This window comes from Nocardia lijiangensis NBRC 108240, from assembly GCF_001613045.1.
Classification (GTDB): Bacteria; Actinomycetota; Actinomycetes; order Mycobacteriales; family Mycobacteriaceae; genus Nocardia; species Nocardia lijiangensis.
In genome coordinates, this window is sequence record NZ_BDBP01000001.1 from 176,132 (window position 1) to 200,526 (window position 24,395).

Consider the following 24,395-nt stretch of genomic DNA (forward strand, 5'->3'; position numbering starts at 1 on the left):
CTCCTGGATCCGGTCTCGAAACCCCTGCTAGCGCCGCTGCGGACGATAGCTTTTCACGGTGGGTCCCGCACCGCCTTCCAGCACCGAAGACACTACACCTAGTGGCCGACAGAAAGAAACAACACGACATGTTGCGAGTCGCACACATGTAATTCCACCGGGAGAAGTACCAGGACGCTCGATTCGCAACCCGACACGTCCGTGGTGCAGATCACAATTCCGTACCGTAGCGCCCTTCTAGCAAACTTCCGCATCACCCGATGTCACACCCGCAACGACTGCCTCGTCCACCCCTTGTGCGCCCTCTCGGCACACCGGAAACACGAGGCCGCCCCCGTCTCACAAGAGAAGACGGGGGCGGCCGGGGGAACGACGATCAGGCGGACACCAACTGGCCGTGCGCGGCCTCGACCAGCTCGTGCAGCGTGGCGCCGAGCTGGGTGAGCGCCTCCGCGTCCTCGCGCGGGTGCGCGGCGCCGAAACGCTCGCCGATCACGCCGAAGTGAGCGTGCGCGGCCTCGACGATCTTGCCGCCCGCGACGCCGACGGCCTTGACCGCGTCACCGTGCGCCCACTGCCCGGCGTTCGGGCTGATGGACGCGCTGACGACGGCGACGGCCTTGTCCTTCAGCGCACCCGCGCCGTATGGCCGCGAGGTCCAGTCGATGGCGTTCTTCAGCACCGCCGAGAGCGTGCCGTTGTACTCCGGGGTCACCAGGAGCACGCCGTCGGCGTCGGCGACCGCGTCACGCAACCGCTGCGCGGCGGCAGGGACGGCGCCGGGGACGTCGATGTCCTCGTTGTAGAACGGAATATCGGCGAGACCCTCGTAGATCGCCACTTCGGCGCCGTCCGGCGCGGTCTGCACGGCCGCCTCGGCGAGCTGGCGGTTGATCGACGCGGCGCGCAGGCTGCCGACGAGAGCGAGGATGTGGGTCTTTCCCATGACGACTCCCTGGTGTACTGAATGTGTTGTCCGACTTCCATCAGAGACTAACCGGACTACGGTCCGATTACTTCCCACGAGACCGTGAGAGGGCTGTGAACTACCCCACACCGCCGCCCGGCGAACCGCCGCGCGAGCGACCACTGCTGCGCATCGGCACACCCCTGCCGGGGACCGCCGAGCCCACCGAGCGCGCCGACGCTGCGCGCAACCGGCAGTTGCTGCTGGACGCCGCGCACGACCTGGTCCGCGCCCACGGCATCGACGGCCTCACGATGGACGAACTGGCCAAGCGCGCGGGCGTCGGCAAAGGCACCGTGTTCCGCCGCTTCGGCAACCGCTCCGGACTGATGCGCGCGCTGCTCGACCACTCCGAGCAGAAGTCTCAGGCGGCCTTCATGTTCGGGCCGCCCCCGCTCGGGCCCGGCGCGGCCCCGGTGGACCGGCTCATCGCGTTCGGGCGCGCCCGGCTGGTCGACATCGAGATCGAGGGCGAGCTGCACCGGGCCGCCGAGATCAGCGAGGCCGGGGACCGCTACACGGGCGCGCCGTACAACCTGCTCAAGGCGCACGTCTCGATGCTGCTGCGGCAGGCGGGCGCGGCCGGGGAGATCCCGCTGCTGGCCGACAGCCTGCTCGCCGTGCTCGGCGCGCCGCTGGTGATGTACCAGATGAACGTCCTCGGTTACAGCGCGGAGCGGATCGGGGACAACTGGGACGCCTTCGTTCGCCGGGTTGTCCCGGCCACCTCGCCAGTAGAGTGAGGTGCCATGGCTAGTCTGCGCGAACAGATCATCACCGAATTGGGCGTCCAGCCCACGATCGAACCGAAGGTCGAGGTACGCCGCCGGATCGATTTCCTCAAGGACTATCTGCGCGCAACGCCCGCACAGGGTTTCACGCTCGGCATCAGCGGCGGCCAGGACAGCGCCCTGACCGGCCGGTTGTGCCAGCTGGCTGCCGAGGAACTGCGGGCCGACGGCTTCGACGCCACCTTCGTCGCGGTGCGGCTCCCCTACGGTGTGCAGTCCGACGAGGCCGACGCCAGGATCGCGATGACCTTCATCGCGCCGGACCGTTCCGTCGTGGTCAACGTCCGCCCCGGCGCCAACGCGGTGGCGGCCGAGACCGCGTCCGCGCTGAAGGTCGGCAAGCTGCGCGATTTCGTGCGCGGCAACATCAAGGCCCGCGAGCGCATGGTGATCCAGTACGCCATCGCCGGTCAGGAGAACCTGCTCGTGGTCGGCACCGACCACGCCGCCGAGGCCGTCACCGGCTTCTTCACCAAGTACGGCGACGGCGGCGTCGACGTGACCCCGCTGACCGGCCTCACCAAGCGACAGGGCGCGGCGCTGCTCCAGGAACTCGGCGCGCCCGCCAGCATCTGGTCCAAGGTCCCGACCGCCGACCTCGAGGACGAGCGGCCCGCGCTCCCCGACGAGGAGGCACTCGGCCTGCGCTACAGCGAAATCGACGACTACCTCGAGGACAACGACGTCACGCCCGAGGTGGCCGAGCGGGTGGAGACCATCTTCCGCAACACCCGGCACAAGCGCACGGTGCCGGTGACTCCGCTCGACACCTGGTGGCGCTGAGCGTGATTCAGCGCCGGGTCTACTCGGCCGCCTCGACTTCGGCGAGGCGCCGTGCCAGAAACCGCCGGACCTGCTCGTTGACCGCGAGGTCCAGCGCGGCGCGATAGCTCTCGGCCGCCTCGCGTGGCCGCCCGGCTCGGCGCAACAGATCGGCTCGGGTGGCCGGGACCAGATGGGTTACGGCCAGGCGCGGATCGTCCGCCACTTCCTCCAGCGCGGCGAGCCCGGCCTCGAATCCGCGCGAAAAGCCCACGGCGACGGCCCGGTTCACTCGGACAGCGGGCGAGGCGGAGTAGCGAAGCAGCTCGTCGTAGCTTTCGACGATGGCGTGCCAGTCGGTCTCGGCCCAGCTCCGGGCCGTCGCGTGCGCCGCGGCGATGCGCGCCTGCGCCAGGTACGGTCCGCCGCCGTCGGCTGCCGCGGATTCGAGGCACGCCAGACCGGCGCGGATGGCGGCGTGATTCCAGGCGGACCGATCCTGGTCCTCCAACGGAATCAAGTCGCCTTCACCCTGCCGGTCCCGTTCACCGCCGAGCTCCCCCTCCGCGCCGACGGCAGCGCCTTCCGCCTCGGCACCGGATTTCCCTGCGACACCGCGCCGTTGCCCGCGCCGGCTGTCCTGCAACAGCATCAACGCCAGCAGCGCCCGCGCCTCCGGCTCGTCCGGCATCAGCCCGCACAGCAGCCGACCGAGCCGAATCGCTTCGTCGCACAACTCGTCTCGCACGGCCGACGGACCGGACGTCGCGAAATAACCCTCGCTGAACACCAGGTACACGCACGCGAGCACACCGGGCATCCGCTCCGGCAACAAGTGCGCGGGCGGCACGCGCAGCGGGATCCCGGCCTGCCGGATCTTCGCCTTCGCGCGCGACAGGCGTTGCGCGACAGTGTGCTCCGGTTGCAGGAAGGCCCTGGCGATCTCCGCGGTCCGTAGCCCGCACACCAGCCGCAGCGTCAACGCGACCTGCGACTGCGCCGACAGGGCGGGATGACAGCAGGTGAAGATCATGCGCAGCTGGTCGTCCGGCACCGGCGACACCCCGGCCTCCTCGATCGGCGCGTGCGCCGCAACCGCATCCTGTTCCTTGGCGGCCCGCGCCGACTCGCGCCGCAGCCGGTCCAGGGCTCGATGCCTTGCCGCGGTGGTGATCCAGGCGCCCGGATTCACGGGCGCGCCGCGCTCGGGCCAGGTGCGCAGCGCGTCGGCGAACGCCTCCTGCACCGCGTCCTCGGCGAGGGCGATGTCACCGACCATCCTGGCCACGGTGGCCAGGGCCCGGCCGAACTCGGCGCGATAGACCGCGTCGATCCCGGCGGCCGGGCCCGTGGTCACCGTCAGTCGCCCAGGTCGACGATCTGACGCACCTCGGTCCGCCCGTGCTCGCCGAGGGGAATCGCGGCCGCGATCTCGGCCGCCTCCGCCCGGCTCGCCGCCGCGAACAGGTACAGCCCGTCGACCACCTCCGCGAATTCCGTGAACGGCCCGTCGGTCAGCAGCAATTCACCGTCGCGGACCCGCAGCGTGGTCGCCGAGGACGGCGGTTGCAGAGCTCCGCCGCCCCGGATGGCCGCCGCGTACTTCGCCCCGAACCGCTCGTGCTCGGCCATCCCCGCGTCCCATTCGGGCGAGCCCGGCGCGATCACCGCCTCCGGCTTCTCCCACAGCAGCGCCAGCCACCAGTCTGCGCGCGGCGTCTCGTGCGGCGACCACATGACCATCGGCCGCACTTCGACCGCGCCGTCCGCCGCGGCGGGCAGCAGGCGCGCCAGCTCGATCACCGCGTCGAGGTCGGCGGCATCGAACACATAGAACCCGCCGATGACCTCCGCCTGCTCGGCGAACGGGCCGTCGGTGATCAGGGTCCGGCCGCCGTCGCGGCGGACGTGCATCGCCGCCGCGGACGGGAACAGCGCCGCGCCACCGGCCACCGCGTCGCCGGCGCGCTCGTCGAACGCCGCGTATTTCGCCACCTCGGCATCGAACTCCGCCGACCCGGGCTGCACGCCCTCGTCCTCGCGTCCCACCAATGTCGCCAGGTAATACATCGCGTCATCCTTCCTCGCTCGAGGGGTCCGATACCCCTTCTACTCGGACGACGAACCGCGGGCCGGGTTCTCTACATCGCGGCGGAGGAAATTTCCGGCGCGCTCAGCACACCGGCCCGCCCTCGGTGGCCGCCGTCGCCCGCAGCAGGTCGCGGACCAGGTCGAAGTCGATCATGTCGAGCTTGCGGAAACGCAGGCAGCCTTTGCCCATGTCGTGGCCTGCCAGCCGATCGGCGTACGCCGCGCGCACGTCGGTACGCAACAGATAAAAGGAGATGTATTGCTTCTGGTTCGCGAAGGCGATCTCGCCGACGCCGTCGCGTTCGTAGCAGGGCATTCCGTAGGCCATGACCTCGGTGAACCCGCTCAGCTCCGCCCGGCACAGCTCCCGCAGCCTGCGCACCGCCGGGCGGCGGGCCTCCGGCACCTCGGTCAGGTAGCCGTCCACATCGCTCGCCTTGCTCTGCACCACGGCTCGACTGTAGCCGGGCGCTGCCCGTTATCCGCCCGCGAACGGCGGAAGCACGTCGACGCGGGCGCTCAGCGCCGAGGACGGGTCGCGGGTGAGTTCGTCGCCGATGAGATAGGCGCAGACCCCGAGCATCTTGTCCAGATCGGGGCCGTACGCGGCGGCCAGGCTGATGCGCAGATCGGCGATCGTGGCGCCCGCGGGCAGGTCGATCCGCTCGGAATCCTTGCCGACGGCATCGGCGATGGCGGCGAAATAGCGGACCTCAACCACCGATGGCTCCCATCGTGCGTTCCGGCGGGACGAAATCCTCGGCGTCGATGCCGTGTCCCGCCCACTTGTTCCACATCGCGCCGCGCCAGATGGTGGCCAGTTCGGCGTCGTCGGCGCCGGACCGTATGGCCTCGCGCAGATCGAATTCCTGATCGCTGAACAGGCAGGAGCGCAGCATGCCGTCGGCGGTCAGCCGGGTGCGGTCGCAGGTGTCGCAGAACTTGCGCGTCACCGTGGCGATGATGCCGACCGTGGCGGGGCCGCCGTCGACGAGCCACTTCTCGGCCGGTGCGGACGGATCCGAGCGACCGGCCTCGGTGAGGGTGAACCGGGCGCCGAGCACGTCGAGCAGTTCGGCCGCGGTCACCATGTTGGCGCGGGCCCACTCGTGGTCGGCGTCCAGCGGCATCTCCTCGATGAACCGCAGCTCGCACTCCTCGGCCAGGCACCACGCGAGCAGATCCGCCGCGCCGGAAAGGGTTTCGCGCATCAGCACGGCGTTGACCTTGACCGGCGCCAGTCCCGCGGCGCGGGCGGCGCGGATGCCCGCCTGCACCGAGCCGAGGCGGTCGCGGCGGGTCAGCTTGGCGAAGCCGTCGCGGTCCACGGTGTCCAGCGAGACGTTGACCCGGCCCAACCCGGCCGCGGCGAGCCCGCGGGCCCGGTGCTCGAGGCCGACGCCGTTGGTGGTCATGGCGAGCGGAATGTCGGGCAGCCGCGCGTGGCAGCCCGCGAGGATCTGCTCCAGATCCCGGCGCATCAGCGGTTCGCCGCCGGTGAACCGGACCTCGCGCACGCCGAGCTGCTCGACGGCGAGCACCACCAGCCGCACGATCTCCTCGACGGTCAGCAGCTCGTCCTTCGGGATCGGCGGCAGCCCCTCCTCCGGCATGCAGTACGTGCAGCGCAGCGAACACTTCTCGGTGATCGAGACCCGCAGGTCGCGGGCCACCCGCCCGAAACGGTCGATCAGCACGGGCGTGTCGGGGCGTCCGTCGAGCGAGGGGCGCCCTGATCGCACAGTAGGAATGCCCATCTCGACCAACGTCACCCTTCCAGTATGACCGGTTGTCCGCATCGCATCACGGGCAGCGCCCAGTTCGGCCGATCTCACAAACACCCATGTCAGGACGTGAGACGACCGGCGCCCACTAGGCTCTTCGCTATGAATTCTCGGCCAGCCAGCGCCTCGGCCCGGTCCGTCGACGAGTACCGCGACAGCATCGAACAGCTGCTGCGCCCCCTCGCGGCGCGTCCGGTCGACTCCGTCCCGGTACCCGCCGCGCTGGGCCGCACGCTGGCCTCGGACATCCGCGCACCGATCGACCTGCCGGTATTCCGCAATTCGGCGATGGACGGCTACGCGGTGCGGGCCCACGATGTGGCGGTCGCCCCGGTGACGCTGCCGCTGGCCGGTGTCGTCGCCGCGGGCCAGCCGGGGCAGGCGCCGTTGCCTGCCGGAGCGGCGCTGAAGGTGATGACCGGCGCACCGATCCCGCCCGGCGCGGACTGCGTCGTCCCGGTGGAGGACACGCGGACCGACGGCCGCGCCGTCACCATCGAACGCGGCCGTAGCGCAGGCGAATTCGTCCGCGAGCCGGGCACCGACGTGCGCGCGGGCGCGCTGCTGGTCCCCGCGGGTCTCGCGCTGACGCCGCGGCACATCGCCGCGCTCGCGGCGGTCGGAGTGCCTGCGGTGCCGGTCTTCCAGCCGGTCCGCGCGGCGGTCGTCACCACCGGCGACGAACTGGTTCCCGCGGGCAAGCCGCTGCGTCCCGGCCAGATCTACAACTCCAACGGCATCGCGCTCGCGGCCGCGCTGGCGGCCAACGGGGTCGCGGTCGTCTCGGTCGAGCACAGCACCGACGATCCCGCGGTGTTCCGCCGCTTGCTCTCCGCCGCAACGCGTTCCGCCGATCTGGTGTTCACCTCCGGCGGCGTGTCCAAGGGCGATTTCGAAGTGGTCAAGGACGTGCTCGCCGGGCAGGGCGGGCTGTTCGGTTCGGTGGCGGTACAGCCCGGCGGCCCGCAGGGGTTGACGGTGCTCGACGGCGTCCCTGTGCTCAGTTTCCCCGGCAATCCGGTGAGCACCATGGTGTCGTTCGAGGTGTTCGCCAGGCCGATACTGCGGCACCTGTCCGGGTTGCCGCCGGTGCGCACGAGCGAGGTGCCGCTGCGCGCGGCGGTGCGCTCCCCCGCCGGTCGGCGGCAGTTCCTGCGCGGACGGCTCGTCGACGGCGGTGTCGAACCCGCCTCCGGCGCCGGTTCCCACCTGATCGCGGGCATGGCCTGGGCCGACGTGCTGATCGACATTCCCGCCGAGACGACCGAGCTGGCGGCGGGCGCCCCGGTGCGGGTACGCGAACTGTGAGCGGGTGCGCGCCGCGCCGCGGAACTGTGCCAGGCTGGTTTCCATGAGTGAGCTGTCCCATGTCGACCGGGAAGGTCGCGCCCGCATGGTCGATGTGAGCGCGAAGACCGACACCGCGCGCGTCGCCGTGGCGGCCGGTGTGCTGCGGACCACCGCGGAGGTGGTCGCGCTGGTCCGCGCCGACGACCTGCCCAAGGCCGATGTGCTGTCCACCGCGCGGATCGCCGGCATCGCGGGCGCCAAGAAGACCTCCGAACTCATTCCGCTGTGCCACCAGCTGGCGCTGTCGTCGGTGAAGGTCGAGTTCGGGTTCACCGACACCGCCATCACCATCGAGGCGACCGCGAAGACCAAGGGCCCGACCGGCGTGGAGATGGAGGCGCTGACCGCGGTCGCCGTCGCCGGGCTCACCCTGCACGACATGGTGAAGGCGGTCGACCCCGCGGCCACCCTCGACGGCGTCCGGCTGCTGACCAAGGAGGGCGGCAAGCGCGGCCATTGGGAGCGGCCTGGCGAGCCGGAGCCGGAGACCGCCGTTCCCCCAGTGGAACAGGACGAGAGCGATACTCTCGACGACACCGATCTCTCCGCCGTCGTGCTGGTCGCCTCGACGGGCGTGGCGGCGGGCACCAGGGAGGACACCACCGGTCCCGTGCTCGCGGAATGGCTGACCGGCCACGGCTTCTCGGTGCGCGGACCGCTCGTCTACGCCGATGCCGAGATCGCACTCGGGCTGGCCGACGCCCTGCGTTTCGCGCCGTCGCTGGTGATCAGCACCGGCGGAACCGGCGCGTCTCCCACCGACGGCACCCCCGAGGCGACGCTGGCCATGCTCGACCGCGAACTGCCCGGCGTGGCCGAGGCGATCCGGCAGCGCGGCACCGCGAAGTTCCCGCTCGCCGCGCTCAGCCGCGGCGTCGCGGGGCTGGTGGGCCGGTCGGTCGTCGTGAACCTGCCCGGTTCGCCGGGCGGGGTGCGGGACGGTATCGCCGTGCTCGAACCGCTCCTCGATCATCTGCTCGCACAAGTAGCCGGAGGCGGCGCTCATGACAACGCCTGAGACCATCGTGCGGGTGGCCCGCATCAGCGACCAGCCGCTCGACCCCGCCGAGGTGGAGGCCGCGGTCACCGGCCCCGAACACGGCGCGGTCGTGGTGTTCACCGGCAAGGTTCGCAATCACGATGGCGGCCAGGCCGTTTCGGCGCTGGAATACTCGGCGCATCCGGAAGCCGAACGTTTCCTGCGGAATTGCTGCGCCACGGCGGCCGCGTCAACCGGTCTTCCGGTGGCGGCGGTGCACCGGGTCGGCGCGCTGACCGTCGGCGATCTCGCCATCGTGGTCGCGGTGGCCGCCCCGCACCGGGCCGAAGCCTTCACTGCCTGCGCGGAATTGGTGGATCGGATCAAACACGAGGTGCCGATCTGGAAGCGGCAGTTGTTCGCCGACGGCATGTCCGAATGGGTCAACGCCTGCGGGTAATCATCTCGTGATGTGAATCCGATGACGGATCAAACAGGTCGCCGTTAGCGTTCTCGCCCAGAGTGTTCGTCCGGATGTGGGGCAGGAGGACGCGTGGGAACCGACCAGGTTTTGCTGCATCGTTTCGTCATCTCGCAGCTCACCGCTGCGGGAGCCGATCGGGAGAAGCTGATCCGGGAGACCGGACTACCGGAATGGACGATGGCGGGCGACGATATGCACCTGCCGAGCCACACCTTCTCCCGGCTGTGGGAACTCGGCGCGCACGCGCTCGGCGATCCCGCGGTGGCGTTGCAGGTGGCCAGGCGCTACGAGCTCAGCAGCCTCGGCCTGTACGACTACCTGTTCTCGACCGCGCCCACCCTCGGCGCCGGGCTGGCGACCTGCGGACCGTACGTCGCCGCCGTCAGCACCAACCACCGGTTCGACCTGGTCGCCGACGAGCAGGAGACCACGCTCTACCTCGACATCATCGACGGCGAAGGCGTGGGACGAGACCTGACTCAGCTGTGGGGTCTCGGCGCGGTGCTGAGCCGGGCCCGTCGCGTGGTGAGCGAACCGCTCGCACCGATCCGCGTCGCGCTGCGCCAGCAGGCGCCCGCCGACCGTCGCGCCTACGTCGAGGTGTTCGGCACGGCCGCCATCGAATTCGACGCTCCGGTCGACTCGATGACCTTCCGTTCCTCCGACATGGACCTCCCGCTCACCACCGCCGACCCGGTGCTGGCGAAGATCCTGCGCCCCCTGGCCGACGCCCTGCCGCCGCCACCGCCGCTGGCCTCGGCTTGGCCGCAGCGCGTGGCCGAGGCGCTGTCCGAGGCGCTCGACGCGGGCAACGCCTCGCTGGACCGCGTGGCACGGCGGTTGGCCACCAGCCCGCGCACCTTGCAGCGCAGGCTCATGGAAGCCGGGACGACGTGGCGCAAGGAACTCGACCGGGCGCGCGACGCCCGGTTGCGGCAGGCGACCGCGGCGGGTTCGCTGAGCCGGGCGCGGCAGGCGCAACTGCTCGGGTATTCCGATGCCGGTTCGATGCGCCGCGCGGCGCGCCGCTGGAGCGTCACCGAACACGCGCACCGGTGCGAACTGCTCGACTGACGCCTCACACGCGCAGGAAGCAGGCCGCGATGCGCCAGAACGTGGCGTTCTCGATCGCCCGGAAATCCCAGCTCTCGGCGAGGCCCCTGGTGGCGGCGACGATCGCGGCTACGTCGAAATCGTCGCGGGTGGCGGTCCCCTTGGCCTCCAGTGCGTTGATTACGTAAGCGGTGGCGCTCTCCCACGTGTCGGACACCGAACTCTCCCATCGGTCGTACAACGATACGGTCGATCACGGTCCTGAACAGACGCCGCGCGCGGCGCAGCACGCCGTCCCCGACACGGCGGGCGTGCAGCCAGTCTTGTCGACAACTCGGCCGGGACGAAAGCGCCGAACGCGCCACCCTCGAGCGAAACGCGCCAACCTCTGGCGCACTCAGTGCGGGGTGTAGCGCCACACCCCCAGCATCGCTTGCTCGTCGAGGAAATCGTCGGCGGTGTGCACGGTCTCGCGCAAGCGCGACAGCGCGGTCTCGGCGGGCATACCCGCCCCGATCAGCACCAACCGGCTGGTACGCGGTTCGCCACGGCGCCACGCGCCCGGCTCGAAGACGATGTGCCTGCCGACCATGTGCAGCACGAACTTCCTGCGCTCGGCCGCGACGCCGAAGGCCGCGAAGCCCTTGGCGCGGAACAGGCCGGGCGGCGGGTCCTCGAGGAAGCCGATCAGCCTGCGGGGATCCAATTCCCGTTCACTGCTGAAGGAGACGCTGGTGTAGTCGTCGTGCAGGTGGCGGTGCTCGTCGTCGCCGTCGTGGTCGTGATCGGCGAGCAGTTCGTCGAAGCTCAACTGCTCGGCGACGCGCGGGGTCTCGCGCAGCGGCTCGTCGAACAACAGGCCGGGATCGATGCGGCCGCGGGTGGTCGCGTACACCGGGACCGCGCCGACCAGCTCGGCGATCTCGCCGCGCAACGTGTCCAGCTCGGCCGCGGCGACCCGGTCGGCTTTGTTGACCACCACCAGGTCGGCCAGCCGAAGATGCGTCAGCAGTTCGGGATGCCGTTCGCGGCTGGCCGGGAACTGTTCGGCGTCGACCACCTCGACGAGGCCGCCGTAACGGATGCGCGGGTTGTCGCTGCCGACCACCATGCGGATGAGGTTGCGCGGCTCGGCGAGGCCGCTGGCCTCGACCACGATGACGTCGATGTTCGCCCGCGGCTGCGCCAGCCTGGTGAACAGCTCGTCCAGCTCGGTGACGTCGACCGCGCAGCAGACGCAGCCGTTGCCGAGCGAGACCATCGCGTCCACCTGCCCGGCGACCAGCATGGAGTCGATGTTGATGGCCCCGAAGTCGTTGACGACCACCCCGATTCGGGTGCCGCGATTGTTGCGTAGCAGGTGGTTGAGCAGGGTGGTCTTCCCCGAGCCGAGATAGCCGGCGACGATCAGCACTGGAATCCGGTCAGCCACCCGGACCACCCTAGTGCGGCGCGCGGGGGTGCGAAAACGCACCGGACGCCACCCGGCGGATCGGGTGGCGTCCGGTGGGTGATCGGACTATCGCGCGGGGCCGAACAGTTTGCTCGCCAGCGTGTAGGCCAAGTTGATCAGCTCCGCGGTGATCGCGGTGTTGTCCATGCCGAGCGCCCGTGCCAGCGGCATGAGCATCTCGAGCGCGGTGTTCGCGAAGATGCCGAGAGTGGTGGTTTCCGGGTACGCGGGTGTCGCGGGGGTGCCGGGCAGCGCCTGGGTTCCGGGGAGCGCCGGGTTGTTCGGTGACAGCCGGCTACCGGGGTCCTGGGTGCCCGTGCTGAAACCTGGGCTCGCCTGGGTGCCCGGGCTACCGGGGATCGTCTGCGTACCCGGTGCCGACTGCGGCACGGCGTTGTTGGGCGCTGCGGCACCGGGAGCGCTCTGCGTCGAGCCGTCGGAGGCGCCCGGCGGCATCGCATTCGGCGCGGACCGCGGTGCGGGCTCGGACTGCGCGGGATCACCCTGCACGGGCTGGTCGGTGGCCGATCCGCTCGTGGCGGGCGGAGCGCCGAGCAGGTAGCCCACCAGTCCGGTGGTGATCGCGACGGCGTGCTTCAGCTGTCCGTCGGGGCTCTCCAGCAGCGCGGCGTCCTCCGCGTTGGCTCCGTTGCCCATTTCGACGAACACGCTCGGCACGGCGGTCAGTGCCGGGCCCGCGATATCGGCTCGCGTCTGGAGTCCGTCCTGCACCCCGGCATAGGTGGCCGCCGGGAAACCCGCCTGCAGATACGCGTCGCGCACCGACTTCGTCACGGCGAGGCCGGGTCCGGACTGAACCTGATCGACCCTGCTGTCGGGGATCGGCAACTCCGGGACGATCAGGTGGAAGCCGCGCACCGTGGACGGCGCGCTGTCGGCGTGGATGCTCACCGCCACCGCGGCGCCGGAGTCGTTGGCCGCGCGGGCCCGGTCGTCGATGCAGCCGCCCCAGCCGCTGTCGTCCTGGCGGCTGAGCACCACCCGCGCGCCGAGACTCTCCAGCGAGGTCTTGACCAGCTGGGCGACATTCCAGTTGATGGTGTGCTCGGGGATGCCGTTGACGGAGGTCATGCCGGTGGTCTGGCAGTCCTTGGTGCCGCCGCGGCCGTTGTCCACCTGTCTGGCCAGGTTCTCGGAGTGGTTCGGCCCTTGGTGGCCGGGGTCGAGGAAAACCGTTCTGCCTGCGAGTTTGCCTGCCAAGTCCGGCGTGACCGGCACGGCCGTCGCGGTCGCCGGGAGCAACCCGGCGAGGGTAGCGGTCACCGCGGCCGTGACGGTGGTGGAGATACCGGCCTTGATGATGCTTGGCTTCATGTTCGGTCGGTGCCCCGGGACGGAGCACCCCTCCCTTCCCACTAGTAACACCAAACCCAGTGGTTTACTCTTGCAACGCGCAACTCGGCGAAGCAAGACCAGTTACCGAACTGTTACCCGAGACGCTAGTGAGTCGCGCCTGGTCAGGCGCACTGATGCCCTCGCATCGACCACCGCTCGAGCCGAGACAGCTTCCGATTGGCAGCCTTGTCAGGCGGTCACGATGCGGTCGCCGTCGACGCGGACGGCGCGTGGGGCGAGGGGGCGTTCGGCGGGGCCGGTGGCGACGGTGCCGTCGAATCGGAAGGCGCTGCCGTGGCAGCGGCAGACGATCGTCTCGCGCTCGATCTTCGACACCGAACAGCCGAGGTGCGTGCAGGCGGCCGAGAATCCTTGGTAGACACCGGCTTGCGGCTGGGTGACCACGGTGCCGCCCGCGATCACCGCGCCGCCGACCGGCACGTCGGCCACCTTCGCGACCTCGGTACCCGGCGCGACCTCCCCCGAAGACGGTTCGGCGGTGGCGCAGGCCGCGACGGTGACGGCCGCGGCGGCCACACCGGCGCTCGCCAGCGCGGTCCGGCGATCGATACGCAGCTCAGCGCGGTCTTCGGATGTCATCGGTCAACTCCCCACCTGGTTCGGGCATTGCCGACCACGGTAAGGGGACCGCACGTACGACCGCGAACCGGACCACCCGGTTCAGGCGGCCCGCGGAAGTTGCCGCAACGAGCGCAGCGCGTAGTGCACGCGGGTCTTCACGGTGCCGACCGGAACACCGAAGTCGGCCGCCACCTCCCGGTAGGCGCGGTCGCGCAGAATGACCTCGACGACGGCCTCGCGCTGAGCCGAGGGCAGCCGGGACAGCAGCTCGGTGACCAGCAGTCCGTCGATCAGCCCGTCCACGAAGTCCGGGCCCACAAAGGGCGTCTCGCCGGTGTCACCGATCTCGTCCCATGCCGTGTCGAACGGCCGCGCCGCGCGGGCTCGGGCTATATCGATGATGACGTTGCGCTCGATCGCCAGCAGCCAGGTGCGGACACTGCCGCGGCGCTCGTCGAACAGGGAACAGGAACGCCAGGCCCGCAGCAGCGTTTCCTGCACCGCATGCTCGGCCAAGCCGGCGTCCCCGAGGCCGCGCCGCGCACGCCAGTGCAGCAATCCGCGATCGGCGGCGAGCATCCGAGCGAGACCTTCTTCGGTGCACAGGCCCGCGCAATGGGCGCTACACGTTCGGCGCTGCTCCGTGAGCGCGCCCAGCGGAATACCTCTCACACCATCGATATCGCGGCCGCCGGGTCCGATGACATCAGAGATCGGCGAATACGGCGAATTCATGCGGATACCGCTGTATATGTGACAGAAATCTCTCGAATACCCCGTCTCCGGCGGACGACTCTGGTAGATCTGGCCACGGAGATGCGGGGATCTTCGCAGGTCAGACGTCCAGTTATGGGCGAAATATCGAGGAGAAACAACGCATGCGCATGCTCGTGATCGCGGGGGCAATGGCGTCCGCCGCGACCTTGTTCGGAGCCGGAACCGCGGCCGCCGACCCCGCCACCGTCATGCTGGGCGACGGCCTCTACATGGTCGGCGTCGACATCCTCCCCGGCGTCTGGGAAGCGCCGGGGACGCCCGACCCCGCGTACGGCTGCGATTGGCGCAGGCTGTGGAAGGTCGAGGGCGACAACACGAACATGCAGTACATCATCGCTAACAACTTCACCCGGCTGAGCCCGGTCCGCGTGGAGATCAAGCCGACCGATGTCGCCTTCAAGACCGAGAACTGCGGTGCGTGGCAGAGGGTGCAGTCCCTGCCGTCGACCGGTTCGGCCGGTTTCTGATCGCAGGAGTTCCCGTCGAGCGCATGCTGTCGACGGCCCCTCCACGCACATTAGGGTCGGCCGCATGACGAGGACCAAGATTCTGATCACCGGCGCGAGCGCCGGCCTCGGCGCGGGCATGGCCAGGGACTTCGCGGCCAAAGGGCGCGATCTCGCGCTCTGCGCACGACGGCTGGAGCTGCTGGAAGACCTGCGCGCCGAACTGACGGCCGCGCACCCCGGCATCACCGTCGCCCTGCGCGCGCTCGACGTGGACGACCACGCCGCCGTGCCGCGCGTATTCGGCGAGCTGCGCGACGAACTCGGCGGACTCGACCGGGTGATCGTGAACGCGGGAATCGGCAAGGGCGCGGTGATCGGCAGCGGTCGTGCCGACGCCAATCTCGCCACCGCGACGACCAATTTCGTGAGCGCGCTCGCCCAGGTCGAGGCCGCGATGGAGATCTTCCGCGCCCAGAACTCCGGACACCTGGTGCTCGTGTCGTCGATGAGCGCGGTGCGCGGACTGCCCAGGAAGAAGGCCGCGTACGCCGCGAGCAAGGCCGGGCTGGCCGCGCTCGGCGAAGGCCTGTCGGTCGAACTGGCGAAATCTCCGATCGCGGTCACCACCCTGCTGCCCGGATTCATCGCGACTGATATGGCAGGCAAGGCGGGCGACGCCCGCATGCTCGCCCCGCTGGACAAGGGCGTGGCCGCGATGGTGCGGGCGATCGAGCGGGAGCAGACGCGGGCCTGCGTGCCCGGGTGGCCGTGGCGGCTCGTGGATGTCCTGCTGCCCCATCTGCCGAATGCGGTGGTCGCTCGTATGGGCTGACGACCGCGCGAGACGACGATCGAATCCGATGCCCGGCCCACGCCGTTCCTGGCGCGCCGGGCATCGGCATGTGAAACGCTGATTCCCGCCAAGCGCGCACGGATCGGCGCCGATTACCTCCGGGGTAATCGACCGGCGCGCCACCGCCCGGCAGCATGGTCGGCATGATCGACGAGACCGGCACCAAGCTCTTCCACCAGTCCATGCCGTTCACCGAGCGCCTCGGCGTCGAGGTGCTCGAGCACGGACCCGAGCTGGTGCGCAGCCGGATCGCCTGGGACGAGTCGCTGTGCACGCTCGGCGGCATGCTGCACGGCGGCGTACTGATGTCGCTGGCCGACGCGACCGGCGCGGTGTGCGCCTTCCTCAATCTGCCCGAGGGCAAGCAGGGCACCACCACCGTGGAGTCGAAGTCCAACTTCCTGCGCGCCGTGCGCTCCGGCCATGCCGTCGCCACCGCACGCCCCTTGCACGCGGGCCGCTCGTTCATCGTCGTCGAGACCGAGATCCGCGACGACGCGGACAAATTCGTCGCCAAGGTGACCCAGACTCAGGCCGTCCTATAGACCCAGTTTCACCATCGTGAACTGCATGACGTCGACGTGCCCGCTGCGGAAGTACGCCGGGCAGCCGGTCAGGTACTTCAGGTAGCGGGCATACACCTCCTCGGAGGTGAGCAGCACCGCGCGTTCGCGGTTGGCCACCAGCGCCGCCGCCCAGAGATCGAGGGTCCGCGCGTAGTGCTCCTGCAACGACTGGATCCGTTCCGTACCGAGTCCGGCCTGCCCCGCGAACCGGGTGACCTCCGCCGGTCGCGGCAGCTGCCCGCCGGGGAAGATCTCCCGCCTGATGAACTGGGTGAACCGCGCGTCGTCCCGGGTGACGGGAATATTCATCCGGCGCAGGTCGTTGAGTGTGTGGCTGACGATCGTGTGCAGCAGCATCCGTCCTTCGTCGGGCAGCATCCGGTAGCAACGCTCGAAGAACGCCGCGTACCGCTTCCGCCGGAAATGTTCGAAGGCGCCGATGCTGACGATCCGGTCCACCGGTTCGTCGAACTCCTCCCAGCCCTGTAGGCGGACCTGGACCTCGGGCAGCCCCCTCCGGTCGATCTCGGCCGCCACGTGGTCGTACTGATTGCGGCTCAGCGTCAGCCCGACTACCTCCACCCCGTAGTCCTGGGCCGCGCGGAACATCGTTGCGCCCCAGCCGCATCCGACGTCGAGCAGACGCAGCCCCGGCCGCAGGCCGAGCTTGCCGAGTGCGAGGTCGATCTTGGCCAGCTGCGCCTGCGCCAAGCTCATGTCGGGGCGCTCGAAGTAAGCGCAGCTGTAGGTCATCGAGGGGTCGAGGAACAGCCGGTAGAAATCGTCGGACACGTCGTAGTGCGATTGGACGTCCCGGTAGAACGGCTCGAGTGCAGTCATGGCGAAGCTCCCGATCTGGCGAAACTCCCGATCTATGCCTGGTCACACAAGGATACGGAGCGCGACTCCGGCGGGTTCATCCTTGCGCGGACAGATTCGCGGCAGGTAGCCTCGGCACTGTCGCCCTCGTGGTTGTAGGCAACTCCTCCCACGGACGACTCGGATCTCCCCTTCTCCGCGATCTCGGAATCGCGACGAGCGGGATCCCGCTCACTCGCACCAGCGCCCACGTGCCGATCAGGACCGCGGCAAACGAAATCGCTGCCGCACTCATGGCTTTCGCCACTCCCGCATTCCACAGAACTTCATCCACACAAAGGAAACATCATGAAAGACAACGACTCTCAGCATTCGACAGCAACCGCCGACGATCCCGAACGGCAGGTCTCCGGCATTCTCGACATCGTCGGCGCCACCGCGACCTTGCGCGTCGACGGCTACCTCCCCGGGGACGACGACCTGACCGTCGCGCCCCGGCTGGTCCGCGAAATGAGTTTGCGCCGTGGCGATTTCGTCACCGGCGTGGCGCAGTCCGGGCAGCGCGGCGGGAAACGCGACTCGCTCGTCCGCGTCGAGACCGTCAACGGCCAGAGCCCCGACCGCCTGGGCAAGCGCCCCGTCTTCGAGGACCTGGTCCCCCTCTACCCCAACCAGCGCCTGCGCCTGGAAACCGAGCCGCATGAGCTGACCACCCGGGTCACCGACCTCGTCATGCCTCTCGGCAAGGGCCAGCGGGCCCTCATCGTCGCGCCGCCCAAGGCGGGCAAGACCTCGGTGCTGCAATCCATCGCGCACGGCATCGCCAAGAACCACCCCGAATGCGAGCTCATGCTCGTGCTCGTCGGCGAACGCCCGGAAGAGGTCACCGATCTGACCCGCACCGTCCCCGCCGACGTCGCCGCCGCCACCTTCGACCACCCGCCGCGCGACCAGATCGCACTGGCCGAACTCGCCATCGAACGCGCCAAACGCCTCGCCGAAACCGGCCGCGACGTGGTGGTCCTGCTCGACTCGCTGACCCGTCTCGCCCGCGCCTACAACAACGCCGCCCCCACCTCCGGCCGCGTCCTGTCCGGCGGCGTCGACGCCGCCGCCCTCGCCCAGCCCAAGCGCTTCCTCGGGGCCGCGCGCAACTTCGAGAACGGCGGCTCGCTCACCATCGTCGCCACCACCCTGGTCGAGACCGGCTCGCTCGCCGACACGGTGATCTTCGAGGAGTACAAGAGCACCGGCAACGCCGAACTCAAACTCGACCGCGCCACCGCCGCCCGCCGCGTCTTCCCCGCCGTCGACATCGCCCAATCCGGCACCCGCAAGGACGAACTGCTGCTCACCCCCGCCGAACTCACTACCACCCACCTGCTGCGCCGCACCCTCGCCGCGATCGACGGCAGCCACGCCACCGACCTCCTCCTGGAGGGTCTGCGCCAAACCTCGACCAACGCCGAGTTCCTCACCCAACTCCCCCAAGCCCGCTCCTGATCCCCTTTAAGCGCCCTTTAAGCCCCTGTCAAGACCCCCAAGGCATTGTTTATTTCAGCCCGGCCGGGCCTGTCCCAGGAGGGGGGGACAGGGTCGGCCGGGCGCCTTCGTCGGTGGACATCCTCGACGACCGCACCCTCGCCCACGCACGAGCCAGCTCCCGCAGCTGCCGAAGATCCGCGTCGAAGCGGGAAGCCCGAGAAGCTTTGCGCCCCTCCGGCTTTCAGGCGCTATGGCCCACCCTTCGCGCTATCCGGCGATCACTAGAACGGTCGCGCCGAGGAACACCACCTGCACGAGGGTGCGCAGCGGCAGTGGCATCGTCTTGACGCCGACACCCTGTCGCGCTGCCCGCACATTGGCGGGGAACATCACCAGCAGCAACGCGGCGAGACCTGCCGCTGCCAGGTCTGCCGTAGCCGGGATCAACAGGCCGACGGCGCCCGCGATTTCCAGTACGCCGGTGAGCGTGACCAGCGCCGGGGCGGCGGGCAGCCGGGGCGGCACCATGTCGATCAGCGCCGAGCGGCGCGGCTGCTGGAAGTGCGCACTGGCGGTCAGCGCGAACATGGCCGCGAGGCCGAGCCGGACGGCGTCCGACCACGAATCGAGCCACGCGATCTCGCCGAGCCCGCCGAGAAGGCGGGCCAGCGCGGTGACGACGACGAGGACGACGAGGGGTGCCATGAGTATCTCCCTGGCTTGACACGAACCAATCTTGACAGCGGCAAGATTAGGACCGGCCCGCGAACTTGTCAATGACAAGATTGTCGGCCACTATCGAGGTATGGCGAAGAGCGGCTACCACCACGGCGACCTCCGCACCGCGATGCTGACCGCGGCGGCCGAGCAGATCGCCGCCGACGGCATCGATGCGATCTCGCTGCGCGGACTCGCCCGGCGCGCGGGCGTCTCGCACGCGGCGCCCGCGCACCATTTCGGCGATCGCGCCGGGCTGCTCACCGCGCTGGCCATCGAGGGCCACCACCTGCTCGGCGCCGAACTGGACAGCGCCGGGCCGGATTTCCGCGACGTCGCGGTCGCGTATGTCCGTTTCGCACTGAACCACCCCGCACACTTCGACGTGATGTTCCGCCGCGACCTGCTGCACGCCGACAATCCCGAGCTCCGCGCCGCACGCACCCGCTCCGGCGCCGCGCTGCGCGCCGACGGGCGAAAACGCGCCACTCAGCTGGCGGCTTGGTCGCTGGTGCACGGTTTCGCCGCACTGTGGCGGGAGGGTGCACTCACGGATTCGACGCTGGCCGACTCGACGGACCCGGAGGAACTGGCCCGCACCATGCTCGCCACGGTGCAGTTCGACTGAGACAGTCGCGCTGCGTATCTTCGTGCACAGCAACGACGAAAGGAGCAGGCGGTCGATCGCCGGTCGATCCCGCCACCGCACCATGGAAGTCCACGCCTACCCCACCCGAGCGACCACGCCGGTGGATCTCTCCGCCGCCGAACACATCGCCGCGGAGTACCTGTCCTCTCCCGACGAGCTGGCGACCGGAATCACCAACGTGATCACCGAATTCGAGGGCGGCTTCGTTGTCGTCGCGGTCCGGGAGCCGGTGCCGGAGGGGGATTCACCGCTGCCGCCGCCGGTGATAGGCGGCTCGGTCAGTGTGATCGACAAAGCCACCGGCGCGGTCTCGTACTGGCCGACCTATCCGGTCGCGCTGGTCGCCGAGCACTACGACCAGATGCTGAGCACCGGCAAGCTGATCATCGCCGACGACTGGCCGAACCCGGACGAGGACACCGAGCCCACTACCGAATAGGTTCACCCGCTACGGTTTCGGCACCCGCGTGTCCCCGCCACCGCCGATAACCGACGGTGCGCGACTACTTCGACCGACCTGTTCTGGCGCACCTGGATGATGCGCCAGATGTTCCTGGAAGTCGGCGTGCCGGAACTGATAGACCACACCGGCGGTGCGCAGCAAGCCGAGCCGGTGCGCATCGTCGAAGAAACGCATTGTCTTCCAGGGTAATTCGCCCGTGAGCGCGAGCCACCGAGATGCCACGACGAATCCGAACCAGGCGGGCTCGTGTGTAGACGCGACCGCGAGTCCGACGGCAATCCAGATCGCCAGCCCACCGGCGACCCAGAACAGCAGCCACAGCGCCAGACCTGCCATGGGCGCGATCCCCACGATTGCCACCCCGCTCACCAGCCAGCTCGCCAGTCCGCTCGCCAGCGCGAACGCCAGGCCGAACGCAACACCGACCATCACGGTGAGGTTGCGTGAATTCCGGTAAGCGGAGGTCGGGGTCCGCGATGGTTCGTCACTTCCCGGCGACCTCATCCACTTGGTCAGCCCGAATGCCAGCCCCCCGGCCGGTCCCAACGCCATCCCGAGCGCCAGTTCCCAACCCGTCACATCCAACGCCAGTTCGACTACCAGCCCGAACGTGAGACCGAACACCAGTCCGCCCATGAGATTCCGGGCGAGCTCTCGCCCGCGGTTTCGAAGTCGCAGATTGGCATATCCGGGTTCCGGCGTGCCGCGCACTTGCCGCCCGACCCCCAGACCGACGCCCAGTACGAACGCCAGACCGACTACCGATCCGACCACTATCCCGGCGAGCTCGAAATTCACGGTCTCCATCGCCGCGGGATCCGTCAGCAGGTGCGGCCCTTCGGCGACCACGACCGTCAGGACGATCATCACCATGACGACCGGCACGAACACCACGAGGAACGCCACTGCGGTCGCCAGCCCGAACGCCAGCTCGCGGGCCAGATGACCGGACACCGACGTTCTTCGTACCCGCCGCCCGCTCCACAGACCCAGGACCACCGCCCCCGCCAGGCCGAGGACCAACGCGGCCAAGCCACCGCCGGCGTCACCATCCATGAGCCAGATCGCCTGCCCCACCCCCAGCGCGACCGCAACTCCGAATACCGCCGTGATCATCGATGTCGTGACGCGGGCGGGCACGGCCGTGGGCAAGGACCACCAACGCAGGTCGCGTTCACCGCGCAACTCCACGGCCAGATACGACAGCCACTGCCGGGTCTTCTCGGGATCCCAAACCCGGCAGGGGCGCAACGGATTACCGCGCGCCGGACACTTCTGCTCGATGGCAGCGGGGATCAGCTCGTCGAACAGGTGCGCCATGATCGGACGAGTGTCCGGATAGCGATCACGGTCGAGCAGGGGGGCCGGATCGTTCTTGTTCTCGATGTACACGGTGCGCAACAGCCACAGCCCCAGCGGAGTCGCGCACACCCCGCCCACTGGCGTTTCGTCGAAACCGCGCAGCTCACCGCGTACCGCGACCCAGCGCGAACGCTGCTTGGGCGGAAGGCATCGATCGAGATAGCTCGCCGCCTCCCGTGCGGTGAGCGGCTGCGCCTCGATCACGGCGGCCGCGGTGAGCACGTCCGCTTCCGCGACAGCGTCGGCGTACTCGTCGGTGCGGCTGGTCAATACCACCGGATCGCGGCCGCCGAGCGCGGCGTTGAGTGTGGTGAGCAGCGCCGCCCGGTGGCGGGGAGCGAGTTCGTCCAGCCCGTCGATCACCGGCAGCACCATGCCATGGGTGACGAGCTCATCGGGCATGTTCCGAGCGATCCCACGCATCGCTGGGTACTCCTGACCGAGCCGGGCCCCGAGCCAGTCATGGAAGCGCGGGAAGGCTCTGGGGTTCCAGCTGTTAGCGGTCAGCAGCACCGGAACTGGATCCTCCGGTTTCCGGACTTCGAGCAGCCGTAGCACCAGCTGCACCGCCAGAGTGGTCTTGCCGGACCCGTGCGCACCGAGAATCACAAGCCGACGACGCGCAAGGCTTTCGAGAAACCATCCGGCCAAGACGTCGACCTGGGCACCGCTCCCCTCCATGACCGGACGGCCACGAAAAATGAGATGTGCGTGGTCGGAGACGCCCCGCCTGCACAACTCCCAGCGCACAGGCATCGGGTCCGGATCGTTCAGGCCTAGGATCTTCGCTTCCTCCTGCCACTGGATCCGTACCAGCGTGGCCAGTCGCTGCACGGCGTATTCCAGCGTCGGTCGTTGCCGAAACAAAAGGTGAGACAGAATCAGATTCGCTGCCGCGACGAGCAGGGAGCCGACACTGACGGCTACCGCGAAGTCCAGCCGGCCGAAAGCGACGACGAAAAGCGAGAGAACGAAACCGGCGCCGACAACTGTCACCGTGATGAGGTGTGCATGCCGCCTCATCGTCTCTCCGGACCATCGACCGTGGGGTGCCATCCTTGTTCACCCAATCGCGAGTTGACCTTCGTCCCAAGCGCGGCGACCGACCTGCCCCGCCGCGCCACCGTCCCGTACAGACATCCTGTAACCGGCACGGACGGATGACCTGAGTAATCGACTACGCGAATAGTTGGCTACCTCATCTACCAGCCACCGCGTGGCGGCACGGGCCATGGACCCGAAAGCCGTGACTCCGGCGGCCGGGATCAGGTCGCGGGCTGCGCCACCACGGGCAGCGGCTCGCTGTCGGCGTCGGGCACCGTGGTCCCGCGCAGCGAGGTGCCCGCGGTCTCCCGCAGGAAGACCCAGGCGACCAGGCCGATCAGCGACGCGGCGACCATGTACGCGGCGGGGAACAGCGCCCACCCGGTCGATTCGATCGCGGCCTCGTTCACCAGCGGCGCGGTGCCGCCGAAGGCCGCGGTGGAGACGTTGTAGGCGAAGGCGAAACCGGCGTAGCGCACGTGCGTCGGGAAGATCGCCGGGAAGGTCGAGCTGATGGTGGACAGCTGCGGCACGTACAGCAGGCCGAGCACGATGAACCCGACGATTGCCCACACGGTGCCCTGACCCATCAGCCAGTACATAGGCAGGGCCAGCACCGCGAGGCCGATCAGCGAGAACAGCCACATCGGCCGCCTGCCGACCCGATCGGAGAGCCTGCCGAAGAACGGCAGCACCACCATCATCACCACCTGACCGGTCAGCATCATGGCGGTGGTGGCCGACTCCGACATCCCGATGGTGTTCTGCAGGTAGGTCGGCTGGTAGGTGAGCAGCGTGTAGTTGACCACGTTGAGGGCGATCACCAGCCCGCCCAGGGTGAGGATCTCGCGCCGGTAGCCGGTCAGCAGCTCGCGCAGTCCGGTCGGCGGGTGCGGGTTCTCGGCGACCTCCTGGAACACCGGCGACTCGTCGAGCTTGGCGCGCAGGTACCAGCCGGTCAGGCCGAGCGGGACGGCGAGCAGGAACGGGATGCGCCAACCCCAGTCGTGCATGGCATCCGATCCGAGCGCCAGCTGGCAGGCGAGCACCACGGCCGAACCGCCGACGAAACCGGCCAGCGTGCCGAATTCCAGGAAGCTGCCGAGGAAACCGCGCCGCCGATCGGTCGCGCATTCGGCCAAATATGTTGCCGCGCCGCCATATTCGCCGCCCGTCGAGAAGCCTTGCAGTACACGGAGCGAGATCAGCAGCACCGGGGCGAGTACGCCGACCGAGGCGTGCGTCGGCAACAGACCGATCGCACCGGTCGCGGCCGACATCAGCAGAATCGTGGTGGCCAGCACGCCTTTTCGGCCGAACCGGTCGCCCAGCGGACCCCACACCATGCCACCGAGCGGGCGCAGCACGAACGAGATGGCGAAGCCGAGCATGGTGCCGAGCGTGCCGAGATCGCCGGGAAAGAACGCGTCGGTGAGGTAGGTGGCCGTCGCGGCGTACACACCGTAGTCGAACCATTCGGTGGCGTTGCCCATGGCCGACGCGGCGACCGAACGCCTCAGTCTCGTCTGGTCCTGTCCACGATCGGTCATGCCCGTCTC

General features: G+C 69.3%; 27 protein-coding genes. 12 read left to right on the forward strand and 15 right to left on the reverse strand.

Going from position 1 to position 24,395, the window contains the following annotated elements; translation table 11 throughout:
* Positions 1-376: 376 nt before the first annotated feature.
* On the reverse strand, positions 377-946 hold the full coding sequence (locus NL1_RS00770) for an NAD(P)H-dependent oxidoreductase (RefSeq protein WP_067832826.1): 570 nt from the start codon (positions 944-946) through the stop codon (positions 377-379).
* Between the two features lie 152 nt (positions 947-1,098).
* Here NL1_RS00770 and NL1_RS00775 point away from each other — a divergent pair, with 152 nt between their 5' ends.
* Both NL1_RS00775 and nadE read left to right on the forward strand, forming a co-directional pair.
* Positions 1,099-1,710, forward strand: coding sequence for a TetR/AcrR family transcriptional regulator (locus NL1_RS00775; protein WP_067832978.1), 612 nt, complete (start codon positions 1,099-1,101; stop codon positions 1,708-1,710).
* 6 nt (positions 1,711-1,716) lie between these two features.
* Positions 1,717-2,541, forward strand: coding sequence for an NAD(+) synthase (gene nadE / locus NL1_RS00780; protein WP_067832829.1), 825 nt, complete (start codon positions 1,717-1,719; stop codon positions 2,539-2,541).
* Positions 2,542-2,560: 19 nt separating this feature from the next.
* Here the strand turns inward: nadE and NL1_RS00785 are convergent, their stop codons facing one another.
* From NL1_RS00785 to moaA, 5 genes are all read right to left on the reverse strand, one after another.
* Positions 2,561-3,877 carry an RNA polymerase sigma factor gene (locus NL1_RS00785; protein WP_067832832.1) on the reverse strand — a complete coding sequence of 439 codons (1,317 nt, stop codon included), beginning with the start codon at positions 3,875-3,877 and terminating at the stop codon, positions 2,561-2,563.
* Positions 3,878-3,879: 2 nt separating this feature from the next.
* Positions 3,880-4,590, reverse strand: a complete 711-nt coding sequence (locus tag NL1_RS00790; RefSeq protein WP_067832835.1) for a YciI family protein — start codon at positions 4,588-4,590, stop codon at positions 3,880-3,882.
* A 103-nt stretch (positions 4,591-4,693) separates the two neighbouring features.
* Positions 4,694-5,062 carry an iron chaperone gene (locus NL1_RS00795; RefSeq protein ID WP_067832838.1) on the reverse strand — a complete coding sequence of 123 codons (369 nt, stop codon included), beginning with the start codon at positions 5,060-5,062 and terminating at the stop codon, positions 4,694-4,696.
* Between the two features lie 27 nt (positions 5,063-5,089).
* Complete coding sequence (locus NL1_RS00800; protein ID WP_067832841.1) at positions 5,090-5,332, reverse strand: MoaD/ThiS family protein; 243 nt, start codon at positions 5,330-5,332, stop codon at positions 5,090-5,092.
* On the reverse strand, positions 5,325-6,383 hold the full coding sequence (moaA, locus tag NL1_RS00805; protein WP_067832844.1) for a GTP 3',8-cyclase MoaA: 1,059 nt from the start codon (positions 6,381-6,383) through the stop codon (positions 5,325-5,327). The genes NL1_RS00800 and moaA overlap by 8 nt, the downstream gene beginning before the upstream one ends.
* A gap of 114 nt (positions 6,384-6,497) precedes the next feature.
* On the opposite strand from moaA, the gene NL1_RS00810 reads away from it, so the two are divergent.
* From NL1_RS00810 to NL1_RS00825, 4 genes are all read left to right on the forward strand, one after another.
* Entirely contained in the window at positions 6,498-7,703 is a 1,206-nt protein-coding gene (locus NL1_RS00810) for a molybdopterin molybdotransferase MoeA (RefSeq protein ID WP_067832848.1), read from the forward strand.
* Between the two features lie 43 nt (positions 7,704-7,746).
* Positions 7,747-8,763, forward strand: coding sequence for a bifunctional molybdenum cofactor biosynthesis protein MoaC/MoaB (gene moaCB, locus NL1_RS00815; RefSeq protein WP_067832980.1), 1,017 nt, complete (start codon positions 7,747-7,749; stop codon positions 8,761-8,763).
* Entirely contained in the window at positions 8,750-9,184 is a 435-nt protein-coding gene (locus NL1_RS00820; protein ID WP_067832851.1) for a molybdenum cofactor biosynthesis protein MoaE, read from the forward strand. The genes moaCB and NL1_RS00820 overlap by 14 nt, the downstream gene beginning before the upstream one ends.
* Before the next feature lie 93 nt (positions 9,185-9,277).
* Positions 9,278-10,282, forward strand: a complete 1,005-nt coding sequence (locus tag NL1_RS00825; RefSeq protein ID WP_067832854.1) for an AraC family transcriptional regulator — start codon at positions 9,278-9,280, stop codon at positions 10,280-10,282.
* A 4-nt stretch (positions 10,283-10,286) separates the two neighbouring features.
* Here the strand turns inward: NL1_RS00825 and NL1_RS00830 are convergent, their stop codons facing one another.
* The 5 genes from NL1_RS00830 to NL1_RS00850 all read right to left on the reverse strand — a co-directional run bounded on the left by NL1_RS00830 (position 10,287) and on the right by NL1_RS00850 (position 14,231).
* Entirely contained in the window at positions 10,287-10,478 is a 192-nt protein-coding gene (locus NL1_RS00830) for a hypothetical protein (RefSeq protein ID WP_067832859.1), read from the reverse strand.
* Between the two features lie 180 nt (positions 10,479-10,658).
* Entirely contained in the window at positions 10,659-11,693 is a 1,035-nt protein-coding gene (locus NL1_RS00835; RefSeq protein ID WP_067832983.1) for a CobW family GTP-binding protein, read from the reverse strand.
* Between the two features lie 87 nt (positions 11,694-11,780).
* Positions 11,781-13,049 carry an N-acetylmuramoyl-L-alanine amidase gene (locus NL1_RS00840; protein ID WP_067832862.1) on the reverse strand — a complete coding sequence of 423 codons (1,269 nt, stop codon included), beginning with the start codon at positions 13,047-13,049 and terminating at the stop codon, positions 11,781-11,783.
* A 210-nt stretch (positions 13,050-13,259) separates the two neighbouring features.
* Positions 13,260-13,670, reverse strand: a complete 411-nt coding sequence (locus tag NL1_RS00845; protein WP_067832865.1) for a QcrA and Rieske domain-containing protein — start codon at positions 13,668-13,670, stop codon at positions 13,260-13,262.
* Between the two features lie 81 nt (positions 13,671-13,751).
* Positions 13,752-14,231, reverse strand: coding sequence for a sigma-70 family RNA polymerase sigma factor (locus tag NL1_RS00850; RefSeq protein WP_245673026.1), 480 nt, complete (start codon positions 14,229-14,231; stop codon positions 13,752-13,754).
* Positions 14,232-14,530: 299 nt separating this feature from the next.
* Between NL1_RS00850 and NL1_RS00855 the strand changes: the two genes are divergently transcribed.
* From NL1_RS00855 to NL1_RS00865, 3 genes are all read left to right on the forward strand, one after another.
* On the forward strand, positions 14,531-14,896 hold the full coding sequence (locus NL1_RS00855; RefSeq protein ID WP_245673027.1) for an Rv1352/Rv1906c domain-containing protein: 366 nt from the start codon (positions 14,531-14,533) through the stop codon (positions 14,894-14,896).
* Between the two features lie 64 nt (positions 14,897-14,960).
* Entirely contained in the window at positions 14,961-15,710 is a 750-nt protein-coding gene (locus tag NL1_RS00860) for an SDR family oxidoreductase (RefSeq protein ID WP_067832868.1), read from the forward strand.
* A gap of 164 nt (positions 15,711-15,874) precedes the next feature.
* Complete coding sequence (locus NL1_RS00865; RefSeq protein ID WP_067832992.1) at positions 15,875-16,276, forward strand: PaaI family thioesterase; 402 nt, start codon at positions 15,875-15,877, stop codon at positions 16,274-16,276.
* Here the strand turns inward: NL1_RS00865 and NL1_RS00870 are convergent.
* Positions 16,271-17,137, reverse strand: a complete 867-nt coding sequence (locus NL1_RS00870) for a cyclopropane mycolic acid synthase family methyltransferase (protein ID WP_067832871.1) — start codon at positions 17,135-17,137, stop codon at positions 16,271-16,273. The genes NL1_RS00865 and NL1_RS00870 overlap by 6 nt on opposite strands.
* 327 nt (positions 17,138-17,464) lie before the next feature.
* On the opposite strand from NL1_RS00870, the gene NL1_RS00875 reads away from it, so the two are divergent.
* On the forward strand, positions 17,465-18,619 hold the full coding sequence (locus tag NL1_RS00875; protein ID WP_067832874.1) for a transcription termination factor Rho, short form: 1,155 nt from the start codon (positions 17,465-17,467) through the stop codon (positions 18,617-18,619).
* A 249-nt stretch (positions 18,620-18,868) separates the two neighbouring features.
* On the opposite strand, the gene NL1_RS00880 is transcribed toward NL1_RS00875, so the two are convergent.
* The gene (locus tag NL1_RS00880; protein ID WP_067832877.1) at positions 18,869-19,306 is read right to left on the reverse strand and encodes a DoxX family protein; all 438 of its coding nucleotides are present in this window, start codon (positions 19,304-19,306) and stop codon (positions 18,869-18,871) included.
* Positions 19,307-19,406: 100 nt separating this feature from the next.
* Here NL1_RS00880 and NL1_RS00885 point away from each other — a divergent pair, with 100 nt between their 5' ends.
* Positions 19,407-19,946: a TetR/AcrR family transcriptional regulator gene (locus NL1_RS00885; protein WP_067832880.1), complete on the forward strand. Its 540-nt coding sequence runs from the start codon at positions 19,407-19,409 to the stop codon at positions 19,944-19,946.
* A gap of 22 nt (positions 19,947-19,968) precedes the next feature.
* Entirely contained in the window at positions 19,969-20,406 is a 438-nt protein-coding gene (locus NL1_RS00890; protein ID WP_067832883.1) for an SUKH-4 family immunity protein, read from the forward strand.
* A 9-nt stretch (positions 20,407-20,415) separates the two neighbouring features.
* On the opposite strand, the gene NL1_RS00895 is transcribed toward NL1_RS00890, so the two are convergent.
* Both NL1_RS00895 and NL1_RS00900 read right to left on the reverse strand, forming a co-directional pair.
* Positions 20,416-22,815 (reverse strand): NACHT domain-containing protein, encoded by a 2,400-nt coding sequence (locus NL1_RS00895; protein WP_067832886.1) that lies wholly within the window; start codon positions 22,813-22,815, stop codon positions 20,416-20,418.
* Positions 22,816-23,057: 242 nt separating this feature from the next.
* On the reverse strand, positions 23,058-24,386 hold the full coding sequence (locus NL1_RS00900; RefSeq protein ID WP_067832890.1) for an MFS transporter: 1,329 nt from the start codon (positions 24,384-24,386) through the stop codon (positions 23,058-23,060).
* Positions 24,387-24,395 lie beyond the last annotated feature (9 nt).

Bases quoted from the DNA above. Each gene is read 5' to 3' on its own strand.
- NL1_RS00855 (WP_245673027.1), top strand. From the start codon at position 14,531: ATGCGCATGCTCGTGATCGCGGGGGCAATGGCGTCCGCCGCGACCTTG.
- NL1_RS00880 (WP_067832877.1), bottom strand. From the start codon at position 19,306: ATGGCACCCCTCGTCGTCCTCGTCGTCGTCACCGCGCTGGCCCGCCTT.
- NL1_RS00885 (WP_067832880.1), top strand. From the start codon at position 19,407: ATGGCGAAGAGCGGCTACCACCACGGCGACCTCCGCACCGCGATGCTG.
- NL1_RS00860 (WP_067832868.1), top strand. From the start codon at position 14,961: ATGACGAGGACCAAGATTCTGATCACCGGCGCGAGCGCCGGCCTCGGC.
- NL1_RS00810 (WP_067832848.1), top strand. From the start codon at position 6,498: ATGAATTCTCGGCCAGCCAGCGCCTCGGCCCGGTCCGTCGACGAGTAC.
- NL1_RS00900 (WP_067832890.1), bottom strand. From the start codon at position 24,386: ATGACCGATCGTGGACAGGACCAGACGAGACTGAGGCGTTCGGTCGCC.
- NL1_RS00875 (WP_067832874.1), top strand. From the start codon at position 17,465: ATGAAAGACAACGACTCTCAGCATTCGACAGCAACCGCCGACGATCCC.
- NL1_RS00840 (WP_067832862.1), bottom strand. From the start codon at position 13,049: ATGAAGCCAAGCATCATCAAGGCCGGTATCTCCACCACCGTCACGGCC.
- NL1_RS00790 (WP_067832835.1), bottom strand. From the start codon at position 4,590: ATGTATTACCTGGCGACATTGGTGGGACGCGAGGACGAGGGCGTGCAG.
- NL1_RS00770 (WP_067832826.1), bottom strand. From the start codon at position 946: ATGGGAAAGACCCACATCCTCGCTCTCGTCGGCAGCCTGCGCGCCGCG.
- NL1_RS00850 (WP_245673026.1), bottom strand. From the start codon at position 14,231: ATGCTCGCCGCCGATCGCGGATTGCTGCACTGGCGTGCGCGGCGCGGC.
- nadE (WP_067832829.1), top strand. From the start codon at position 1,717: ATGGCTAGTCTGCGCGAACAGATCATCACCGAATTGGGCGTCCAGCCC.
- NL1_RS00870 (WP_067832871.1), bottom strand. From the start codon at position 17,137: ATGACTGCACTCGAGCCGTTCTACCGGGACGTCCAATCGCACTACGAC.
- NL1_RS00865 (WP_067832992.1), top strand. From the start codon at position 15,875: ATGATCGACGAGACCGGCACCAAGCTCTTCCACCAGTCCATGCCGTTC.
- NL1_RS00820 (WP_067832851.1), top strand. From the start codon at position 8,750: ATGACAACGCCTGAGACCATCGTGCGGGTGGCCCGCATCAGCGACCAG.
- NL1_RS00845 (WP_067832865.1), bottom strand. From the start codon at position 13,670: ATGACATCCGAAGACCGCGCTGAGCTGCGTATCGATCGCCGGACCGCG.
- moaCB (WP_067832980.1), top strand. From the start codon at position 7,747: ATGAGTGAGCTGTCCCATGTCGACCGGGAAGGTCGCGCCCGCATGGTC.
- NL1_RS00895 (WP_067832886.1), bottom strand. From the start codon at position 22,815: ATGAGGCGGCATGCACACCTCATCACGGTGACAGTTGTCGGCGCCGGT.